At 50.0% G+C, this 17239-nt stretch carries 16 protein-coding genes and 1 riboswitch; of the genes, 15 read left to right on the top strand and 1 reads right to left on the bottom strand.

Features of this window, described 5'->3' with window-relative positions; translation table 11 throughout:
* Positions 1–7 precede the first annotated feature (7 nt).
* A complete protein-coding gene (locus G9G54_RS10565) occupies positions 8–988 on the bottom strand; it encodes a DMT family transporter (RefSeq protein ID WP_238807908.1) in 981 nt (326 codons plus the stop codon).
* 181 nt (positions 989–1169) lie between these two features.
* Here G9G54_RS10565 and G9G54_RS10560 point away from each other — a divergent pair, with 181 nt between their 5' ends.
* The 15 genes from G9G54_RS10560 to cbiE all read left to right on the top strand — a co-directional run bounded on the left by G9G54_RS10560 (position 1170) and on the right by cbiE (position 17213).
* Positions 1170–2027 (top strand): LysR family transcriptional regulator, encoded by an 858-nt coding sequence (locus G9G54_RS10560; protein WP_165177875.1) that lies wholly within the window; start codon positions 1170–1172, stop codon positions 2025–2027.
* Between the two features lie 69 nt (positions 2028–2096).
* Positions 2097–2810 (top strand): pirin family protein, encoded by a 714-nt coding sequence (locus G9G54_RS10555; protein WP_165177873.1) that lies wholly within the window; start codon positions 2097–2099, stop codon positions 2808–2810.
* 15 nt (positions 2811–2825) lie between these two features.
* The gene (locus tag G9G54_RS10550) at positions 2826–3167 is read left to right on the top strand and encodes a hypothetical protein (protein ID WP_165177871.1); all 342 of its coding nucleotides are present in this window, start codon (positions 2826–2828) and stop codon (positions 3165–3167) included.
* Between the two features lie 179 nt (positions 3168–3346).
* Positions 3347–4972, top strand: a complete 1626-nt coding sequence (locus G9G54_RS10545) for a spore germination protein (RefSeq protein ID WP_165177869.1) — start codon at positions 3347–3349, stop codon at positions 4970–4972.
* Positions 4972–6183, top strand: a complete 1212-nt coding sequence (locus tag G9G54_RS10540; RefSeq protein ID WP_165177867.1) for a Ger(x)C family spore germination protein — start codon at positions 4972–4974, stop codon at positions 6181–6183. Before G9G54_RS10545 ends, G9G54_RS10540 begins: the two co-directional genes overlap by 1 nt.
* A complete protein-coding gene (locus G9G54_RS10535; RefSeq protein ID WP_165177865.1) occupies positions 6180–6404 on the top strand; it encodes a hypothetical protein in 225 nt (74 codons plus the stop codon). Before G9G54_RS10540 ends, G9G54_RS10535 begins: the two co-directional genes overlap by 4 nt.
* A gap of 36 nt (positions 6405–6440) precedes the next feature.
* A complete protein-coding gene (locus G9G54_RS10530; protein ID WP_165177863.1) occupies positions 6441–7595 on the top strand; it encodes a GerAB/ArcD/ProY family transporter in 1155 nt (384 codons plus the stop codon).
* Between the two features lie 101 nt (positions 7596–7696).
* Positions 7697–8548, top strand: a complete 852-nt coding sequence (locus G9G54_RS10525; RefSeq protein WP_165177861.1) for a uroporphyrinogen-III synthase — start codon at positions 7697–7699, stop codon at positions 8546–8548.
* 328 nt (positions 8549–8876) lie between these two features.
* Entirely contained in the window at positions 8877–9431 is a 555-nt protein-coding gene (locus G9G54_RS10520) for an LOG family protein (protein ID WP_165177859.1), read from the top strand.
* Between the two features lie 57 nt (positions 9432–9488).
* Positions 9489–9674, top strand: a riboswitch (cobalamin riboswitch).
* A gap of 311 nt (positions 9675–9985) precedes the next feature.
* Positions 9986–11782 (top strand): precorrin-3B C(17)-methyltransferase, encoded by a 1797-nt coding sequence (cobJ, locus tag G9G54_RS10515; RefSeq protein WP_165177857.1) that lies wholly within the window; start codon positions 9986–9988, stop codon positions 11780–11782.
* 94 nt (positions 11783–11876) lie between these two features.
* Positions 11877–12944, top strand: a complete 1068-nt coding sequence (locus tag G9G54_RS10510; protein WP_165177855.1) for a sirohydrochlorin chelatase — start codon at positions 11877–11879, stop codon at positions 12942–12944.
* Positions 12941–13720: a precorrin-6A reductase gene (gene cobK, locus G9G54_RS10505; RefSeq protein WP_165177853.1), complete on the top strand. Its 780-nt coding sequence runs from the start codon at positions 12941–12943 to the stop codon at positions 13718–13720. The genes G9G54_RS10510 and cobK overlap by 4 nt, the downstream gene beginning before the upstream one ends.
* A gap of 379 nt (positions 13721–14099) precedes the next feature.
* Complete coding sequence (locus G9G54_RS10500) at positions 14100–14744, top strand: precorrin-8X methylmutase (protein ID WP_025719602.1); 645 nt, start codon at positions 14100–14102, stop codon at positions 14742–14744.
* Positions 14745–14818: 74 nt separating this feature from the next.
* Positions 14819–15964: a cobalt-precorrin-5B (C(1))-methyltransferase gene (locus tag G9G54_RS10495; protein WP_165177851.1), complete on the top strand. Its 1146-nt coding sequence runs from the start codon at positions 14819–14821 to the stop codon at positions 15962–15964.
* Positions 15957–17213, top strand: coding sequence for a precorrin-6y C5,15-methyltransferase (decarboxylating) subunit CbiE (gene cbiE, locus G9G54_RS10490; RefSeq protein WP_165177849.1), 1257 nt, complete (start codon positions 15957–15959; stop codon positions 17211–17213). The genes G9G54_RS10495 and cbiE overlap by 8 nt, the downstream gene beginning before the upstream one ends.
* The last annotated feature ends 26 nt before the right edge of the window (positions 17214–17239 follow it).

The following is a 17239-nucleotide window of genomic DNA, read 5'->3' as shown; positions in this document are numbered from 1 at the left end:
TTAGAAGTTAACGTTGGAAGGACTTGCGGCGATCCAGACGGAAACGGACATCCCGTGAGCTGTCGGAAGGACGCAGCGAACTTCTCTGAAACATATTGTTCAGAATCAGTGCGAAAATGACCAGCACTGTCCCATATAGTTCAAAACGGCTAATGGCATAACCTTGGAAGTACATGAGTACCAGCGTGGTAATCGGTACAAAGTTAATAAATAGAATTCCGTTCAGTGGAGACAGCTTTCGGATTCCGGCATTCCAGCTAAGCAGGGCAGCTAGCCCTGGAAGCAGGATCATAAAGCTCATTTCGTATTTAACTGACCACACAGCCTGCCAGTCCGGCACCACAATCCAGTTGAAAGCAGAGGCAAATGTGACGACTACGAAGGAGACGAGAGTTCCGAGCAGGCAGGTTAGGGTTGAATACCGAAGAGTAGACCATCCTGCAAAATGGCTGCCTCCCATGGAATATACGACCCATCCGACGACGCCTACGAAAATAAGCAGCAGCGGCAGTAAATGTTGTCCGGCAAGCGTGAAAAAGGTCCATTTTCCGTTCGTGATCACAAGTAAAGCCCCAGCCAGCGCAATCATCATGCTAATTAGTGTATATTTCGGAGGCATTTTACGAGTCATGATCCACACCATCGCAATGGAAATCATCGGCATTAGCACTTCCATTATAGAGGCTACAAGAGTGCCTGCTGCCCCCATCGCGTGCTGTCCCTGGAAAACGGCCATATTATAAATGGTGAATCCCATGGTCCCGAAGAATAACAACGTCTTGCCCTTGCCCTCAAAGCGAAATGCAGTCCGTCCCTCTTTGAGCCACAATAGCACGACTAAAATGAGTGTAACCGATAAATAGCGCAAAAATGAAAAGTACAGTGGATTGATATGTTGTAATGCAATGTGCGAAACCGGAAACATCGCCCCCCAGGACATACTGGCGATTAGGCATAATAAAGATCCGGTCATGATTTGTCTGTTCATGGTGTACAAAAGCTCCTCCTTGCCGGTCTCAGCGGACATATCTTATGGACACATCATAAAGGATAGGAAGCTGTCGGTAAAATGATTGAAAATAAACATTATGATCATTTAAAATGATAATAAGTGACAAGGCGCGTCAATTTTGATGGGCCCTTGTCCTTCACAATAAGGGGGAGCAGTAGTGGATCTGAACGATTTAAACATTTTCCAGACGGTGGCTGCGCATGGCAGTGTCAGCAAGGCTGCAGCCGAGCTTAGCTATGTCCAGTCCAATGTAACGGCCAGAATCAAGCTGCTCGAAAAGGAACTGCAAACGCCTTTATTTAATAGACATAAGCGGGGAATGATCCTCAATGCCGAGGGCAAGCGTCTGCTGCAATATACGAAAAGCATTTTATCGCAATTTGAGGAAATGAAACATGCGTTTCAGAATACCTCTGCACCTTCGGGGGTACTGGAGATTGGCATTGTGGAGACTGTCATTGCCCTCCCGGCCATTTTACATGCTTACTATAGCAAGTACCCGGATGTCGAGTTGTCCCTCAAGGCCGGGGTTACAGAGTCTCTGGTGCAGGAGGTTGCAGAAATGCGGCTGGATGGAGCTTTTGTGACCGGGCCGGTCAAGCATCCGCTGATTGAACAGTTTGATGTGTTTCAGGAAAAACTGGTCCTCGTATCCAAAGGAGATGACTTTTCTGTTGAGGATCTTACAACCCGTCCACTCCTGCTGTATAAAAAAGGTTGCGGCTACCGGGGACGGCTAGAAACTTGGCTCAAGATGGAGGGGATTATTCCCAAGCAGATTATGGAGTTTGGGACATTTGAGACGATTATCGGCAGTGTGGCGGCCGGTATTGGAATGACTGTTTTTCCCGAATCGTCAATCAGCGGGCTGGTGGCTCAAGGCCTTGTATGCGGTCATGCGATGCCTGAGCCGTACAATGAAGTAACGACGGTGTTTATCCAGCGTAAGGAAGCCTTTGTTACCAGTACTTTGCAGTCTTTTATAGATGAGATTATCACTCAGACAGAGGCGTAGCTTTATCGCTTGGGCTCGGTTACAATGAGAGGGATTTGATCTCATTTTTCTTCCTGAAGGAGGGCTATTATGTTTACAATATATCCGGCGGCTTCCCGATTCAGCTTCGATAAGGGCTGGCTGCGGGGGAGTCACAGCTTTTCATTCGCGGAGTATCAGGATGAGAACAATACAGCGTTTGGTCCTATGCGTGTCTTTAATGACGATGTCATCGCACCCGGACGGGGATTTGGGGCGCATCCGCACAGTGATATGGAGATTGTTTCGATTGTGCTGTATGGGGAACTGCGTCATGAAGACAACCGTGGACATGTAGCGGTGACCGGTTTTGGAGGCATTCAGCGAATGTCAGCGGGCCACGGCATCATTCATACGGAGCACAACGCTTCACAAACGGAGGATGTCAGTCTGCTGCAATTGTGGTTTAGCCCGCATACGAGAGGACTGAAACCGTCATATGAGGCTACAGCATTCAATCCTGAGCGTCTTCAAGGTCAGCTTCTGCCTGTCGTTGCCGGAAAGCGTGTACCAGGCACAGAGGGTGAAATAGCTGCAATCAACCAGGATTTAACGATTTATTTAAGCAAGCTTCAGCCTGGAGAGCAAGTAGAATTCACACAGGCCGAGGGTCGGCGCGTGTTCCTATTCGTCATCGAAGGCTCGCTGCGTGTGAACGGTGAACATATTCTGCAAGGACGCGATTCCGCTCGTATTGAGCAGGAGCCGAAGCTCTCACTGAAAGCAGAAGATTCTGTTTTTTATATGTTGATTGATTTGCCCTAAAAGGAGGTGCGCACAATGGTGCAGCAGGAAACATGGCTGATCAAGCATGCCGTCACGGGACGTAGCTTTGCTGACAGCCGCAAGCAGAGTTTCGATTGTCATTTGGAATCGGCGGACGGCGTGTTTCGCTTTACGCTTCAAGGACTGCCGCAGGAGACGGCGGAGGCGATTGTGCGTTATAGCGGGGAGTTGAACGTATTTCGTTTTGTAACGCCGGTAGACGATGGACCCGTGGTGAAGCATTGGTATTACGTCACTCCGGAAAGCGTGGAATATCATGATCAGACAGATAATAAGCTTACGTTCGAAGCTGGTTCTGAGATTGAATACCATCCCGAGGAGTATTGGGGAGATTAATCATTCCTTTATCATAAATTCTCAGATTTATAATAGATTTTCGAAGGCTCTGCATCATTGCAGGGTCTTTTTGTTATCCGTTCAACATGTTGAGTTCATTGGATACATAATCCTATGCAGGCTGGTACATCCTATATGTCATATTATCTGTTCGGCTCATTCGTAAAGGGGGAATAACGATGAAGAAAGGGCGCTTTCCTAAGTTGCCGAAGCTACCGTGGAGCCGGAGGGCAATTCCAGCCGCAGACCGCAAGACACGACATTCCAATGTGCCTAAAGGACTGCCTGAGTCTTCATGGCTGGAAGAGCCGCTGCGTAGCAGTGTGGAAGACAACTTGATTGCCTTGCGTGATATTTTCAAGGATTGCTCTGATATCGTCTACCGAGAGCTCATGATTTCCCCCGAACGCAAAGGGTTGTTGGCATATTTTGAAGGCACGGTAAAATCGGAGGATTTGCAGGATCATATCCTGCGACCTGTCATCTTGGGCATGATGCTCAAGGACCCTGAAGTGAACGGCAAATTGGAGCCGCTGGATGAAACTCGAATCTCGATGTCTCAGACCAAAACGATGGACGAATGGAAGTTGGTATCGGCAGCGATACTGGACGGCAATGCCGCCTTGTTCGTAGATGGCACGCCTCGTGCGTATATTTTTAGCGCCAAGGGGGGCGTTCGCCGTGGCGTAGAGGAACCACAGACAGAAGCGGTTATTCGTGGACCACGTGAGGGCTTCACTGAGACTCTTCGTGTCAATACGGCACTGCTACGCTTCAAGCTGAAGACCTCCAAGCTCAAGATGCACAGTATGACCATTGGAACAGAAACTCAAACGAGCGTCGTCCTTACTTATATTGAAGGGATCATAGATTCGAAGCTGGTGGAGGATGTAAAAAAGCGGCTCAGCGATATTAAAATTGATGGTGTTCTGGAGACGGGGTATATTGAGGAACTGATTGAGGATCATCCGTTTTCACCGTTTCCGCAAATGGAATACACGGAACGTCCGGATACCGTCACTGCGCAGTTACTGGAAGGACGTTTTGCCATTTTTGTGGACGGAACGCCTTTTGCCCTGATTGGGCCAGTCACGATGTGGCAGATGATGCAAGCGAGCGAAGATTATTACGAGCGCTTTTTCATCAGTAATATGGTGCGCTGGATTCGTTTTCTTTTTCTCGTAATGGCTCTCTTTCTGCCCGCATTATATGTAGCGGTGACGACCTATCATCATGATATGCTGCCGACGACGCTCATCTTGAGTATTGCGGCGGCTCGCGAATCCATCCCTTTTCCAGCACTGGTGGAAGCATTGATGATGGAGATTTCCTTTGAGGCATTACGGGAAGCAGGGATTCGTCTCCCCAAAACGGTCGGTCAGGCCGTCAGTATTCTTGGCGCGCTCGTCATTGGGCAGGCCGCAGTACAGGCAGGAATCGTATCGGCGCCCATAGTCATTGTTGTGTCGCTCACAGGTATTGCGTCGTTTACCATACCGCGTTTTAACTTTGCCATCACGGTTCGTCTGCTGCGATTTCCCATCATGCTGATGGCGGGTTTATTCGGATTGTTTGGGATCATTATTGCGACAACGCTGATTGCTACGCATCTAACCAAGCTAACATCGTTTGGTGTCCCTTATATGAGTGGATATAGCCCGTACAACCATATGGATCAAAAGGATATCGTCGTCCGCGCGCCTTGGTGGAAAATGACCAAACGTCCTTCCTGGATTGGTAAAGACAACAACAAACGAGCGAAGGAAAAGATGAATGGAACGCCCAAAAGCGAGGAGGGATGGTGATGAAACCCAAATCGAATACACAACAAATACGTAAAGTCGCTGTGCTCTGTTGTCTGCTGCTGTGCTCTGTTCTCTTGGGAGGATGCTGGGATCGCCGTGAAGTAAATGATGTGGCCTTCGTGATGGGTACCGGGCTGGACAAGGAAGGCGATCAATACCGGGTAACGATGCAAATTGCTCTGCCCGGACAACTCGGATCTTCGGGCAGTACAGGAGGAGGGGGAGGTACAAGCGGTACGAAATCCTACTATCTGGAGTCCAAAACAGGTCCAAGCTTTCGAGGAGCAAGTACCGAGGAACAGCGCGGAGTTTCGCGAACACTCAATTACTCCCATCGCCGGGTGCTGCTGTTCGGCGAGGCGCTGGCACGAGAAGGGATTAGCAAAATGATGGATGTACTGGCACGTGTTCCACAGAACCGTCTGTCTTCCCTAGTTGTTATCACGAAGGGGTCAGCGATGGAAGTGCTTCAGGCAGATGCCCCGATTGAGCAATATCCAGCAGAAATGGTGCGTGAGCTCAATTTTTCCTATATGAAAAAACCTCGTTCCGTTAAGCTGCTGATCAATTCCATCCTGCTGGAAGGCATTGACCCGGTGGTGCCGGTTATGGCTCTGGTGAAGAATGGGCCCGCTAGTCTTAAAGACAAGAAGACGAATATTCAGATCGATGGACTGGCTGTATTTCGGAAAGACAGGTTAACAGGGATTATTGATAACCACCTCAGTCGGTTTCTGCTTTTGGGTATGGAGCAAGCCAAAGAGACAGAAATATTTATCCCTCCTCCCAAAGGTAGAGGTTACATATCTGTACACCTCATCGAAAATAAAGTCCAAATTAAACCCCATATTCAAGGGGATGAAATTCGAATGACCATTCGTATGAACTGCAATGGGAATGTGAAGGAAAATGAGACGAGTTTCGATATTTCCAACGAGGAAAATTTGAAGTGGCTGGAGCAGCAGACAGCCGAGGAAATCAAGAGGGAGTTGGGAGAGGCTGTTCAGGTGATTCAGCAAAAGTATCGTTCAGACGTACTTGGTTTGGGCCGGGCTATTATTGAGAGTCACCCGGATGAATGGAAACGGATCAAACCCCAATGGGAACAACTATATCCCAAAGTGGAGATCACCATAAATCCGGTCGTGCATATTGAGAATATCGGTGCGGTTACCAAACCATTCGGGGTCAAAAAGGAGCAAATCCAATGAATAAAGTATTTCTGTTACCTTTGGTGCTGGCTATGCTCTTCATGTATCTAATGGACCGTAAAAATATTAACAATGCACCAGCCATCAATCGCTGGGTCTCCCGCGTACTGTATGTTATTAGCATTGGTATCTGGATTTACGGAACATCAACGAAGAGCACCGTTTATGTGGCTACATGGCTAACCCGTTTTATTGACATGTGGCTCCCCCCTACGTTGTAAATCGTGTAATGGAGGGCAAAAGGAGGATGTATCTGCATGAAACAGTTCACAACCAGACAAGTTACGCTGCTTGGTGCATTGATGGAGGTCGGTATTACCCTTATACATGCTCCGGCGCAGGCGGCGGAGCACGCGAATCAGCATGCTTACTGGACCTGTATAATTGCGGCTATCGTACTCTGTTTGCCGATCTGGGCGATGTTGAAACTCAAACGCCGGTTCCCTGATCAGGATCTGATGCAGACGATGGTGAGCTCTCATCCTGTGCTGGGACGTGTGCTGCTTACAATCTACCTTATTTTATTCCTGATCATCTTTGCGCGGGATTTGAGGATTATTACCGATCTGGTGGAGGTGGTGCTTTTGCCACTGACTCCGATTGTGGTCACTTCTCTTATTGTGCTGTTGACTCTGGTATTTATGGCTAAAGGCGGAATAAGCACCATCGTGAATATGACCGAGATTTTTTTGCCGATGTTGATTGTGACGCTATTGACCATGCCGCTTTTTTTTGGGCGTAATATGGATTTTTCGATGCTGAGACCCTACTTACATCCAGAAGTAGAGGGAGTGATCAAGGGGAGTTGGCGCATGCTGGGTTATATGGCTGATATCATGATAGTCCCCTTTGTGATTTCTGGGAAGAGCTATAATGGGCGTAGTGCGTGGTTTGGGCATTTGCTCGGAACCGCTTTTCTGATCATCCTGGTGCTGCTGTCCGAGTTGGTTATTGGTGTTCCTATCTTGTCACGGCTGTTTTATCCATCGTATGAACTGGTGCGTCAATTGCAACTAACGGACTTTCTGGATCGGTTCGACTTGTTCGTGGCAGTACTGACCGTACCGACCTTTCTTACGAAGATTGGGGTTGATCTGTACGTTATCAGTTTGGCGGTAAAGCGGATGTTTGCCCATGCCTGGGGGAGCCTGATGGTTTGGCCCGTAGGTTTGTTAGGTTATGTCTGTTCGTTTATGCTGTTCTCCAACATTGTGCAAATTTATGAGTTCAGCCGGGAGTGGACCGCAGTGATGATCATTTTTTTTGTACTTATGCCCTTGTTGCTATGGATGTTTCTCCGACCCAAATCTAAAGAAAAAGACGACGGTGATAATTCATCTAGCGGGGAGCGGGATAGCAGTAGTCAGAAAGAAAGCCAGCATGGAGGCAGAACAGGACACGGTCACTTATAAGATTACTGTATTCATCGGAAAAGTAATTCTTATTTGTCTTTTACCCCTCTGATTGTATACTTGGTAGAAAGAAATACGACTTCTACAAGGGAGGCAACAGAATGGCACAACGCATGACAGGTAAGAGAGTCGCTCTTGCTGGTCCCCGTAAAGCAGAAGAAATGGCGCTGCTAGTTGTGAAGATGGGGGGTGAGCCAGTACAGCGCCCGGCCCAGGGCACCGTTTTTTTGGATGATATCGAGCTGCGCAACGCTGTTGTATCGTGGGTGAAGCACCCTCCGGACTGGTACATCTTTACGACAGGTATGGGGCTGGACGCTCTGTTCGATATGGCAGAGGATATGGGCGTGGCTGAGCAGATTATGGAGCTGCTGCAATCTTCCAACATTGCAGCGCGGGGCTACAAGACGGTCAATGGACTCAAAAAGCGTGGCTTTACGCCAGCAGTACGAGACGAGGACGGAAGTTTGATCGGATTGACAGGAGCTTTCGCCCCATACGATCTGAAGGGGAAGGAAGTATTGTTGCAACTGCATGGCGATCCAGCCCCACGGTTGGTAAAGTGGCTGGACGAGCAGGGGGCAGTGACCCGCCAGGTACTTCCTTATAAGCATATCCCACCTGAGGAAGCAAAATTGCAGGCGTTACTGGAGGATGTTATCCATCGTAATATTGATGCTGTTACGTTCACGAGTGGTCCGCAAATTCGATTTTTAGCCCAATATGCGAGAGAGCAAAATCGAATCGAGGATTTACTGGAAGCTTTCCGTGAGGATGTGATTGCTGTATCCGTAGGGAAGGTGACTGCACAGTCCATCGTGGAAGAAGGGATTGATCGAGTCGTGTTTCCAACCGAAGAGCGCATGGGCGCGATGATGGTGGAGCTGGGCAAATATTTTGAACATAACGATTCGGTGCATGGCTGCGGTCTGAAGATCGTGAATGGTCATTGAAATGAGATCGAAAATTATAAATGCAGTATGCTAAAAAATGAACTTATATTTTTGGATAAAGCGTAAAATAAAGATAAGGGCCTGCGAGGTCTTTATCTTTTTTTGTTGGGCATGCATCGACAAAGATTTTGTTATAGCTAAAATGTTTATCTAATATAATGAATAAGTTTCGATGCATGATACATGAGCATTTTGCATAAATCCGAAGAGCATTTTTAAATAAGCAATATATAGATCGAAGCGCTTTAGTTCGTCTATATATTGTACTTATGAGCGTTGGGAATCGAATTATGCTAAATGCTGACTTAGGACAGGAGCTGAGACGTTAATGAATTCTATTTGTGTATTTGCCGGGTCCAGACCTGGACATTCATCGGTATATGTTGAAGCGGCAGGCAAGCTGGGAGAAGCCATGGCTCGCCATCATATCCGTCTGATCTACGGTGGTTCCAGTAGGGGGCTGATGGGCCAGGTGGCGGATGGAATGCTGGCGGGTGACGGTCAGGTCACTGGCATTATGCCCACCCTGTTATTTGATGCAGAGATCATTCATCGGGGAGTTACCGAGTTCATTGAGGTAGCAAGCATGCATGAGCGTAAAGCGGCAATGAGCGAGATGGCCGATGCGTTTATTGCCCTTCCGGGTGGCTTGGGAACCTTTGAGGAGCTGTTCGAGGTATTGTGCTGGGCGCAAATTGGCATTCATCGCAAGCCGATTGGGCTGCTGAATGTGAATGGATATTTTGACCCGTTAGTAGAAATGGTGCGTCATAGCGTGCAAGAAGGGTTTACCGGGGCTGAGCATCCAGCGTTATTAAGTATCTCTGCGGACCCGGGCGAATTGCTACATATGTTAAAAAATAAAGCAGAGAACTTGAAATAAAGCGTTTTTCGTGCTTGCACAACTGATTGAGGCAAGGTTATGATAAGACCCATAATCAAATAGCGGACAGACAAGGTGCCTTTGCGGTTGAGCAAAGGGTAACAGGGAATCGGGTGCAAATCCCGAGCGGTCCCGCCACTGTAAGGAAGAGGATTTTTTTAAATGGTCACTCGTGAAAAACGGGGAAGACAAAAGAATCTGTTGATGCCAAGCCAGGAGACCTACCTTGATCTGTATGCACCGTTAACCTTCGCGGAGAGGATGGGTGTACGAAATCAGGAAATCAGGCACACGTTGCTTTTTCCATGTTGGCTAGAGGTTTGCGTGGATATGAACGTGCAGCAGCGTTTGAAGCGTAAACAGTCAGATGGAAAACAACGGCAGGCTGGAGGAAGACAAATAGTGTCTTCTTACGCTGTTTATTCGTCTGATGAGAGATGCGTACATAGAAACCCCATCCGGGCAGGATGGGGTTTTTTCGAGTTACACGATGTGCATAAATCATTGAAATAGATAGCATAGCTGCCCTGAAAAGGATGAATAGGAGGAGCACGATGAGCCCATTAGGAAAATTGCTGGTGATTGGATTTGGTCCAGGAGATATGGAACATATCACAAAACGGGCGCTGGATGCGCTGGCCGAAAGTGAGGTCATTATCGGCTACAATACCTACGTTGATTTGATCCGTCCGTTGTTGAACGGACAGGAGATTGTACGCACAGGAATGACAGAGGAAGTGAGCCGTGCGCAGGAGGCGGTTCGCCAAGCAGAGATGGGCAAGAAGGTAGCTGTCATTTCCAGTGGAGATGCAGGAGTCTATGGTATGGCAGGGCTGGTGTATGAGGTGCTGATGCAAAAAGGCTGGCGACGCGAGGACGGAGTTGAGGTAGAAGTCGTACCGGGGATTTCGGCTATTCAGTCCTGTGCTTCACTGTTGGGGGCGCCAGTTATGCATGATGCGTGCACGATCAGTCTGAGTGATCATCTGACCCCATGGGAAACGATTGTGAAGCGCGTAGAAGCAGCGGCTTCGGCCGATTTTGTGATTGCATTATATAATCCGCGCAGTGGTCGGCGTACCCGCCAGATTGTGGAGACGCAGTCCATTTTGCTGCGTTACCGCGATCCGCAAACTCCGGTTGGGCTAGTGAAGAGCGCTTATCGTGAACGTCAGCAAGTTATTGTAACGACGCTGGAAGATATGCTGAACCATGACATTGGGATGCTGACGACCGTAATCATCGGCAATTCCTCGACGACGGTGTATGACGGCTTGATCGTGACTCCGCGCGGATATCAGCGCAAATACACGCTGGATGCGACCGAGCAGGCGCTCAAGCCACATCAGCGTCTCCGCACGGAAGCGGAGCCGTGGTCGCTGGGAGCACAAGAGGATACACCGCAGGCAGGCGCAGCCCAGACTACGCCCGCTGGACCCTCCGCGAGCGGCGCTGCGGTTGCGACGCAGGCACGCCCGCAAGCGATGGCTGCCGTACAGGCAACGACTGCTGTGCAAACCGGCGCAGCCCCGGCATCGCTGGCGGCAGAGGCACTAAGCCGCCTCGCTGTCGGCGGCAAGCTGCCTGGCGAAGCCAACGCTCGCTGGAGCGGGCAAGCGCCTACCGCCGAGAGCACCGCCAGAACGTCAGCGGTGGCCGGAGCGGGGGCCGCGTCCGGGATGGCGACAGGCGGCTTTGGCAAGCCTGCGCTATTTGAGGTGGGCGTTTCCCCGGGTGTGGGAAACAAGAAGTTCACCGCTCGCCAGATGGCGCTGCTCGCGGAGGTAGCGGGTGATGACGGCGAGCTGGAATACTCGCCAGATCATCAGATCGTGCTGCGCGTGCCGTGTGCAGACCCCGAGGAACTGGTCGGACGGCTGCGGGATGAACGATTCATTGTCATGCCGATTGGCGATGTGTTTAAGGTGAAGGCGTGCGACTTCTGCAATATGGAGAAGGATGACGCTGTGCCTGTGGCTGAGCATTTACAGGTTGTACTTGGCGGATTACAGGCACCCAAGGAAACGAGCATTGCTTTGAACGGATGCGGTATGGCCTGCTATGGAGCGGTGCTGGAGGATATCGGAATCGTCTATCGCAAGGGAGGATACGACCTCTTCCTTGGTGGCAAAAAATTCGGTCGCAATGCTCATGCCGCTCAGCCCGTAGCGGAAGGGATTCCGGGTGATCAAATTACTGACATCGTGGAGAACGTCATCGCTGAATATAAGGAAAAAGGGCATCCGAATGAGCGTTTTCATAAATTTTTTAAACGTGTAGGTGTCGTTGCGGGTTTCCGGCATGAAGATGCACCAGCAACGGTAGAAGTGAATGCGGTTTGTGGTGATTAATGGACTGAAGGCCTGATGAACTGGATACAAGCATATATATAAAATAGGGCGTCATGCAGGCGCTATCCCTATTAAAGAGGAGGAAAAAACAGCAGTGGATGCAATATTGTTGGTTGGACATGGAAGTCGGGACCCGGAGGGGAACCAAGAACTGCTGGAATTTGCACAGGCAGTGGCAGACCGGGTACCGGATATGTGCGTGGAAACCTGTTTCTTGGAGTTGGCACGTCCCAGCATTGCTGATGGGATGCAAACATGTGTGGAGAAAGGGGCGACGCGTGTCGTTCTCATTCCGATTATCTTGTTCGCAGCGGTACATGCCAAAATTGATATTCCGATGGCTATTGATCGGGCAAAAGCAAAATATCCGCAGGTGGAATTTGTATACGGACGCCCGATTGGTGTTCACGAGAAAATCGTCAGCATTCTGCAAAGCCGCTTGAAAGAGGCCCGTCCGGTTGCAATTCCAGCGGGAATGAATAGCGCTGTAGAGGCATTTGCCGAGGTATCCGACGAAGAAACGGCGGTACTTGTGTTAGGACGCGGAAGTAGCGATCCAGATGCGAACAGTGACTTTTTCAAAATCACCCGTATGCTATGGGAACAGCTTTCTTATACGTGGGTAGAGAGCAGCTTTATCGGTGTGACGCAGCCTTCTTTTCCCGATGGATTGGAGCGTTGTGTACGACTGGGGGCCAAAAAGATTATCGTGCTTCCCTATTTTCTGTTCACGGGTGTGCTGATTAAGCGCATCGGAGAAATGACCCAGGAATTTGCCGAGGCTCACCCTACATTACAAGTGGAAATGGGAGGATATTTTGGTTTCCATCCTCAATTGATTGAACTGGTGCTGGAGCGAGCTAAGGAAGGCTTGTTCGGCAAGGTTACGGCCAATTGTGATAACTGCCAGTTCCGTCTGGAGGCGCAGGAGCACCACCATCATCACCACGACCATGACCATGACCATGACCACCATCACGATCATGAGCATCATCACCATCATCATGCACATGAGCACGATCATCATGATCACCATACACACAGCCACGATCACACTCATGAGCATGTCCATGCTCACAGCCATGATGACCATGATCACCATCACGAGCATTCACATACGCCATCTGTAGTGAATGGAAGCGGGCAGGTGAAGGGCTCATGATATTCATGCTATGTGGAACGAGCGATGCTCGGGAATTGGCGCTGCAAATCCGTGACAATGGATTCAACGCATTGACCTCGGTTGTAACCGAAAGCGCGGCAGCCAGCTTGTCCGAATCAGGACTGGACGTACGTACAGGCCGAATGACAGCCGATGAAATGAGTGCAATGATTCGGGAGCTGGGAATACAGGCGGTTGTTGATGCCAGTCATCCTTTTGCAGAAGAAGCACATGCGAATGCAATGACAGCCGCTCGCGAATCCGGAGTTCCTTATATTCGCTACGAGCGGGCGGGACTGGTGTATGACAATCATCCATTGCTCCACATCGTGTCTTCCTATGAAGAGGCCGCATTAGAAGCGAAGCAACTCAAAGGCTCTGTAATGCTTACGACAGGCAGTAAGACGCTCGGCACGTTCACCAAGCATTTACTCGGAGACCCGGAGATTCGTCTGGTTGCACGCATGCTGCCGCGCCTAGACAATATGGAGAAATGCGGCGAACTGGGCATGGAGCAAAAGAATATTATTGCCATGCAGGGACCCTTTTCCCGCGAGATGAACGAAGCATTGTACAAGCACTATGGCACGACCGTGATGGTCACCAAGGAAAGCGGACGCACGGGAGCAGTGGATGAAAAGGTTCAATCTGCATTGGAGCTGGGGATTCACGTACTTTTGATTTCCAGGCCGGAAGTGGAATTTGGCACAGTATTTGATCATTTCGACGGAGTGATTGACGCTCTGTGTAAAGACAAAGAGGAGTCTGTGCTTTAAGACATAAGCCTATGAAGTTGGTCGGTCCAGTCAATCCGATGAATTCAGAACGATTTCTGGCGTGTATTTAAAATATAGTCATCTTAAAATGTGCAGTTTTTGTGTAGAGGTGTTTGTAACTCCTTAACATGAATGTCATTTTCCCTATATAAGACGAACTTGAAAAATGAACATAAAACGGAGTAGTCGGAATGGTGCTGTACAAGCGTAGCGGTCGCTTTTGTCCCCGGATTTCTACGCTGATCATAGGTTTTATTCAAGGAATCAGGGGGCGGTGGCGATGGGAAGCACCATCCGACTGCGTAGTGGAACAATAGGTAACTTTAATGTTCTAAGCTAATTTAATTTTCTAATTTTCCATAAGGGAGTGGTCGATACGATGGATTTTAAAACAGATTTCAAACCGCTAACGGTACAGCCGCAGGAGATTGAAGGCAAAAGCTTCGAGATGATCACAGAAGAACTGGGAGAGCATCCTTTTACAGCAGAGCAATATCCCGTTGTACAGCGTGTCATTCATGCATCTGCTGATTTTGAGCTAGGCCGCAGCATGGTGTTTCATCCAAAGGCGATTGAAGCCGGGGTTGCAGCTATTCGTGCAGGACAGCAGGTAGTGGCGGATGTGCAGATGATTCAAGCGGGGCTGAGCAAGGATCGTATCCGTCAATTTGGCGGGGATGTGCATGTGTACATATCTGACCCTGACGTCATGGAAGAAGCGAAAAGGCTGAATACGACACGCGCCATTATTTCGATGCGCAAAGCGATTCAGGCGGGCGAAGGTGGCATTTATGCCATTGGTAATGCGCCGACAGCGTTGCTGGAGTTGATCCGTCTGGTAAAAGAAGGAGCGGCTAAACCCGGACTGGTGATTGGCATGCCCGTCGGTTTCGTATCGGCAGCAGAATCCAAGGATGAGCTGCGCAAGCTGGATATTCCGTTCATTACGAATATTGGACGCAAGGGTGGCAGTACAATTGTCGTAGCAGCATTGAATGCGATCTCCTTAATGGCTATCCGCTAGATGCGGTTGTCCGTTTGCTGTATCATGAAATGAATTAGAACATGATCAGCAGAAGAGGTTAAGGAGGAATTGGCATGGAAAAGGAAGCGGCGTCCGCCAACAGGCCCAAACGGATGAAAAGCGGTGAAGCTCCCGCGCCGGACAAGCCAATGCGTTCAGGTTTTACGACTGGAGCTTGTGCGGCTGCAGTGGCCAAAGGAGCGGTACAACTGCTCATCACGGGCATTCCACCGAAGGAAGCAGTGATATCGCTGCCCGCGGGATTCGATCATGCGTTTGAGATGATCGAGCCTGTGTTGGATGCGGACGAAGCTTCCTGCACGACGATCAAGGACGGTGGCGATGACCCAGATGCCACGCATCAGGCGAAAATTATCGCCTCTGTTAGCTGGCGCGAGGAGCCGGGTATTGAGCTGGATGGCGGCATCGGCGTAGGGCGGGTAACGAAGCCCGGTCTGCCTGTGCCTGTCGGGGAAGCAGCGATTAATCCGGTGCCGCGACGTATGATTATGGAGGCTGTGACAGGCGTGCTTGAAGAGCACGGATCGGCCAAAGGTGTCCGTGTCGTCATCAGCGTACCGGACGGCGAAGAAATCGCCAAGAAAACGCTGAACGGGCGCCTTGGCATTCTAGGCGGTATTTCCATACTAGGCACGCGTGGTGTGGTCGTTCCGTTTTCCACGTCAGCTTATAAAGCCAGTGTCGTGCAGGCCATATCGGTTGCGCAAGCGATGAACTGCCAGGAAATAGTCCTGACCACAGGCGGCAGCAGCGAAAAATATGCCATGCAAATGTACGATCAGCTGACGGAAGAAGCCTTTATTCAGATGGGGGACTTTGTCGGCTTTGCTATTAAGCATGGGAAACGGCTAGGAATGAAAAAGATTATTCTCGTCGGTATGCCCGGTAAGCTGTCGAAGGTAGCTCAAGGTGTCATGATGGTTCACTCCAAGAGCGCTCCGGTGGACTTTGGCTTTTTGGCTGAGGTCGCGCGTGAAGCAGGTGTGGACGAGTCGCTTGCAGCGGCAGTGGCAGAGGCGAATACAGCTACGCAGGTGGCGGATATGATGACCGAAGCGAATGCACTCAGCTTTTTTGAAAAGCTGTGTACCTATGGATGTCAGCATTGTCTGGACCATGCAGGTGGTGGAATTGTCGTGGAAATGGTACTGGTAACGATGAAAGGGAACGTGCTGGGGAGGGCGAGAGTCGGTGAGTAGAGTGATTCGTGTCATTGGTATCGGTGAAAATGGAGCGGCAGGTCTGTCGCAGGAGACGCTGGAGCACATTGAGCGTGCCGACCTGCTGGTTGGTGGAGAACGCCAGCTAGCCTTTTTCAAGGCATTCGCAGGGGAAAAACGAACATTAAAGAGCGGCTTATCTGCCGTGGTAGAAGAATTGGGACGGTTGCGCAAGGACAAGGATATTGTCGTGCTTGCGTCAGGCGATCCGCTTTTTTTTGGAATTGCAGGTTATTTGTCTGCCAAGCTGGGGGCTGAACATCTGGATATTTTGCCGCATCTCAGCTCGGTTCAGCTGGCGTTTGCGCGTCTCGGTGAAAGCTGGCAGGATGCGGTGCTGGAAAGCGTACACGGCCGTCCGATGACCGGATTGGCGCAGCGGATCGACGGACAGAACAAGGTCGCGCTGCTGACGGATGACCGAAATCATCCCGCCACAGTCGCTGCCTATTTGCTGCATTATGGCATGACGGAATATGATGCCTTTGTCGGCGAGCATTTGGGCGGACCGGATGAGGCGTATCAGCATTATACGCTGGAAGAGATGGCACAGAGAACGTTCCAACCATTGAATGTGGTTATTTTACGCCACCGTAAGGGCGAAGACGTGCCTGCAATTCGTCGGGGATTTGGCTTCGAGGATGCGGAATTTCACCAGCGCAAGCCGGAAAAAGGGCTGATCACGAAGCGTGAAGTACGCGTATTCAGCTTGTCCGAGCTGCGTCTGACCGAACGAAGCATCGTATGGGATATCGGCGCAGGCTCCGGCTCTGTAGCGGTGGAATGTGCGCGGCTGGCCAGGTATGGGCAAGTATTTGCCATTGAGAAGAATGAAGGCGATCTGGCTAATGTCGAAGCAAACAAAATCAAATTCCGTACCGATTTCCCGGTCATTCATGCCAAAGCGCCTGCCGGATTGGAAGATCTGCCAGACCCGGATGCGGTGTTTATCGGTGGGAGCGGGGGAGAATTGGCCGAACTGATTCGTCTGTGTGCTTCCCGTCTGCGGAAGGATGGACGAATTGTAGTGAATGCTGCAACGATTGAGACGCTGCATGATGGGATGAAGGCGATGCAAGCAGCAGGACTCGATACTTCGGTGACGTTACTGCAAACAGCGCGTAGCAAGCCGATTTTGAATATGACTCGTTTTGATGGACTCAATCCGATATATGTTATTACAGGACAGCCGGTGGTGGACGTGGCTGATGAAGTTTCAGGGGAGTAAGCTGGTAATTCAAGAGGGGGAGAGAG

It is taken from the genome of Paenibacillus sp. EKM212P, assembly GCF_011066115.1.
Classification (GTDB): Bacteria; Bacillota; Bacilli; order Paenibacillales; family Paenibacillaceae; genus Paenibacillus; species Paenibacillus polymyxa_B.
This window is presented reverse-complemented; position numbering and strand designations above follow the sequence as displayed.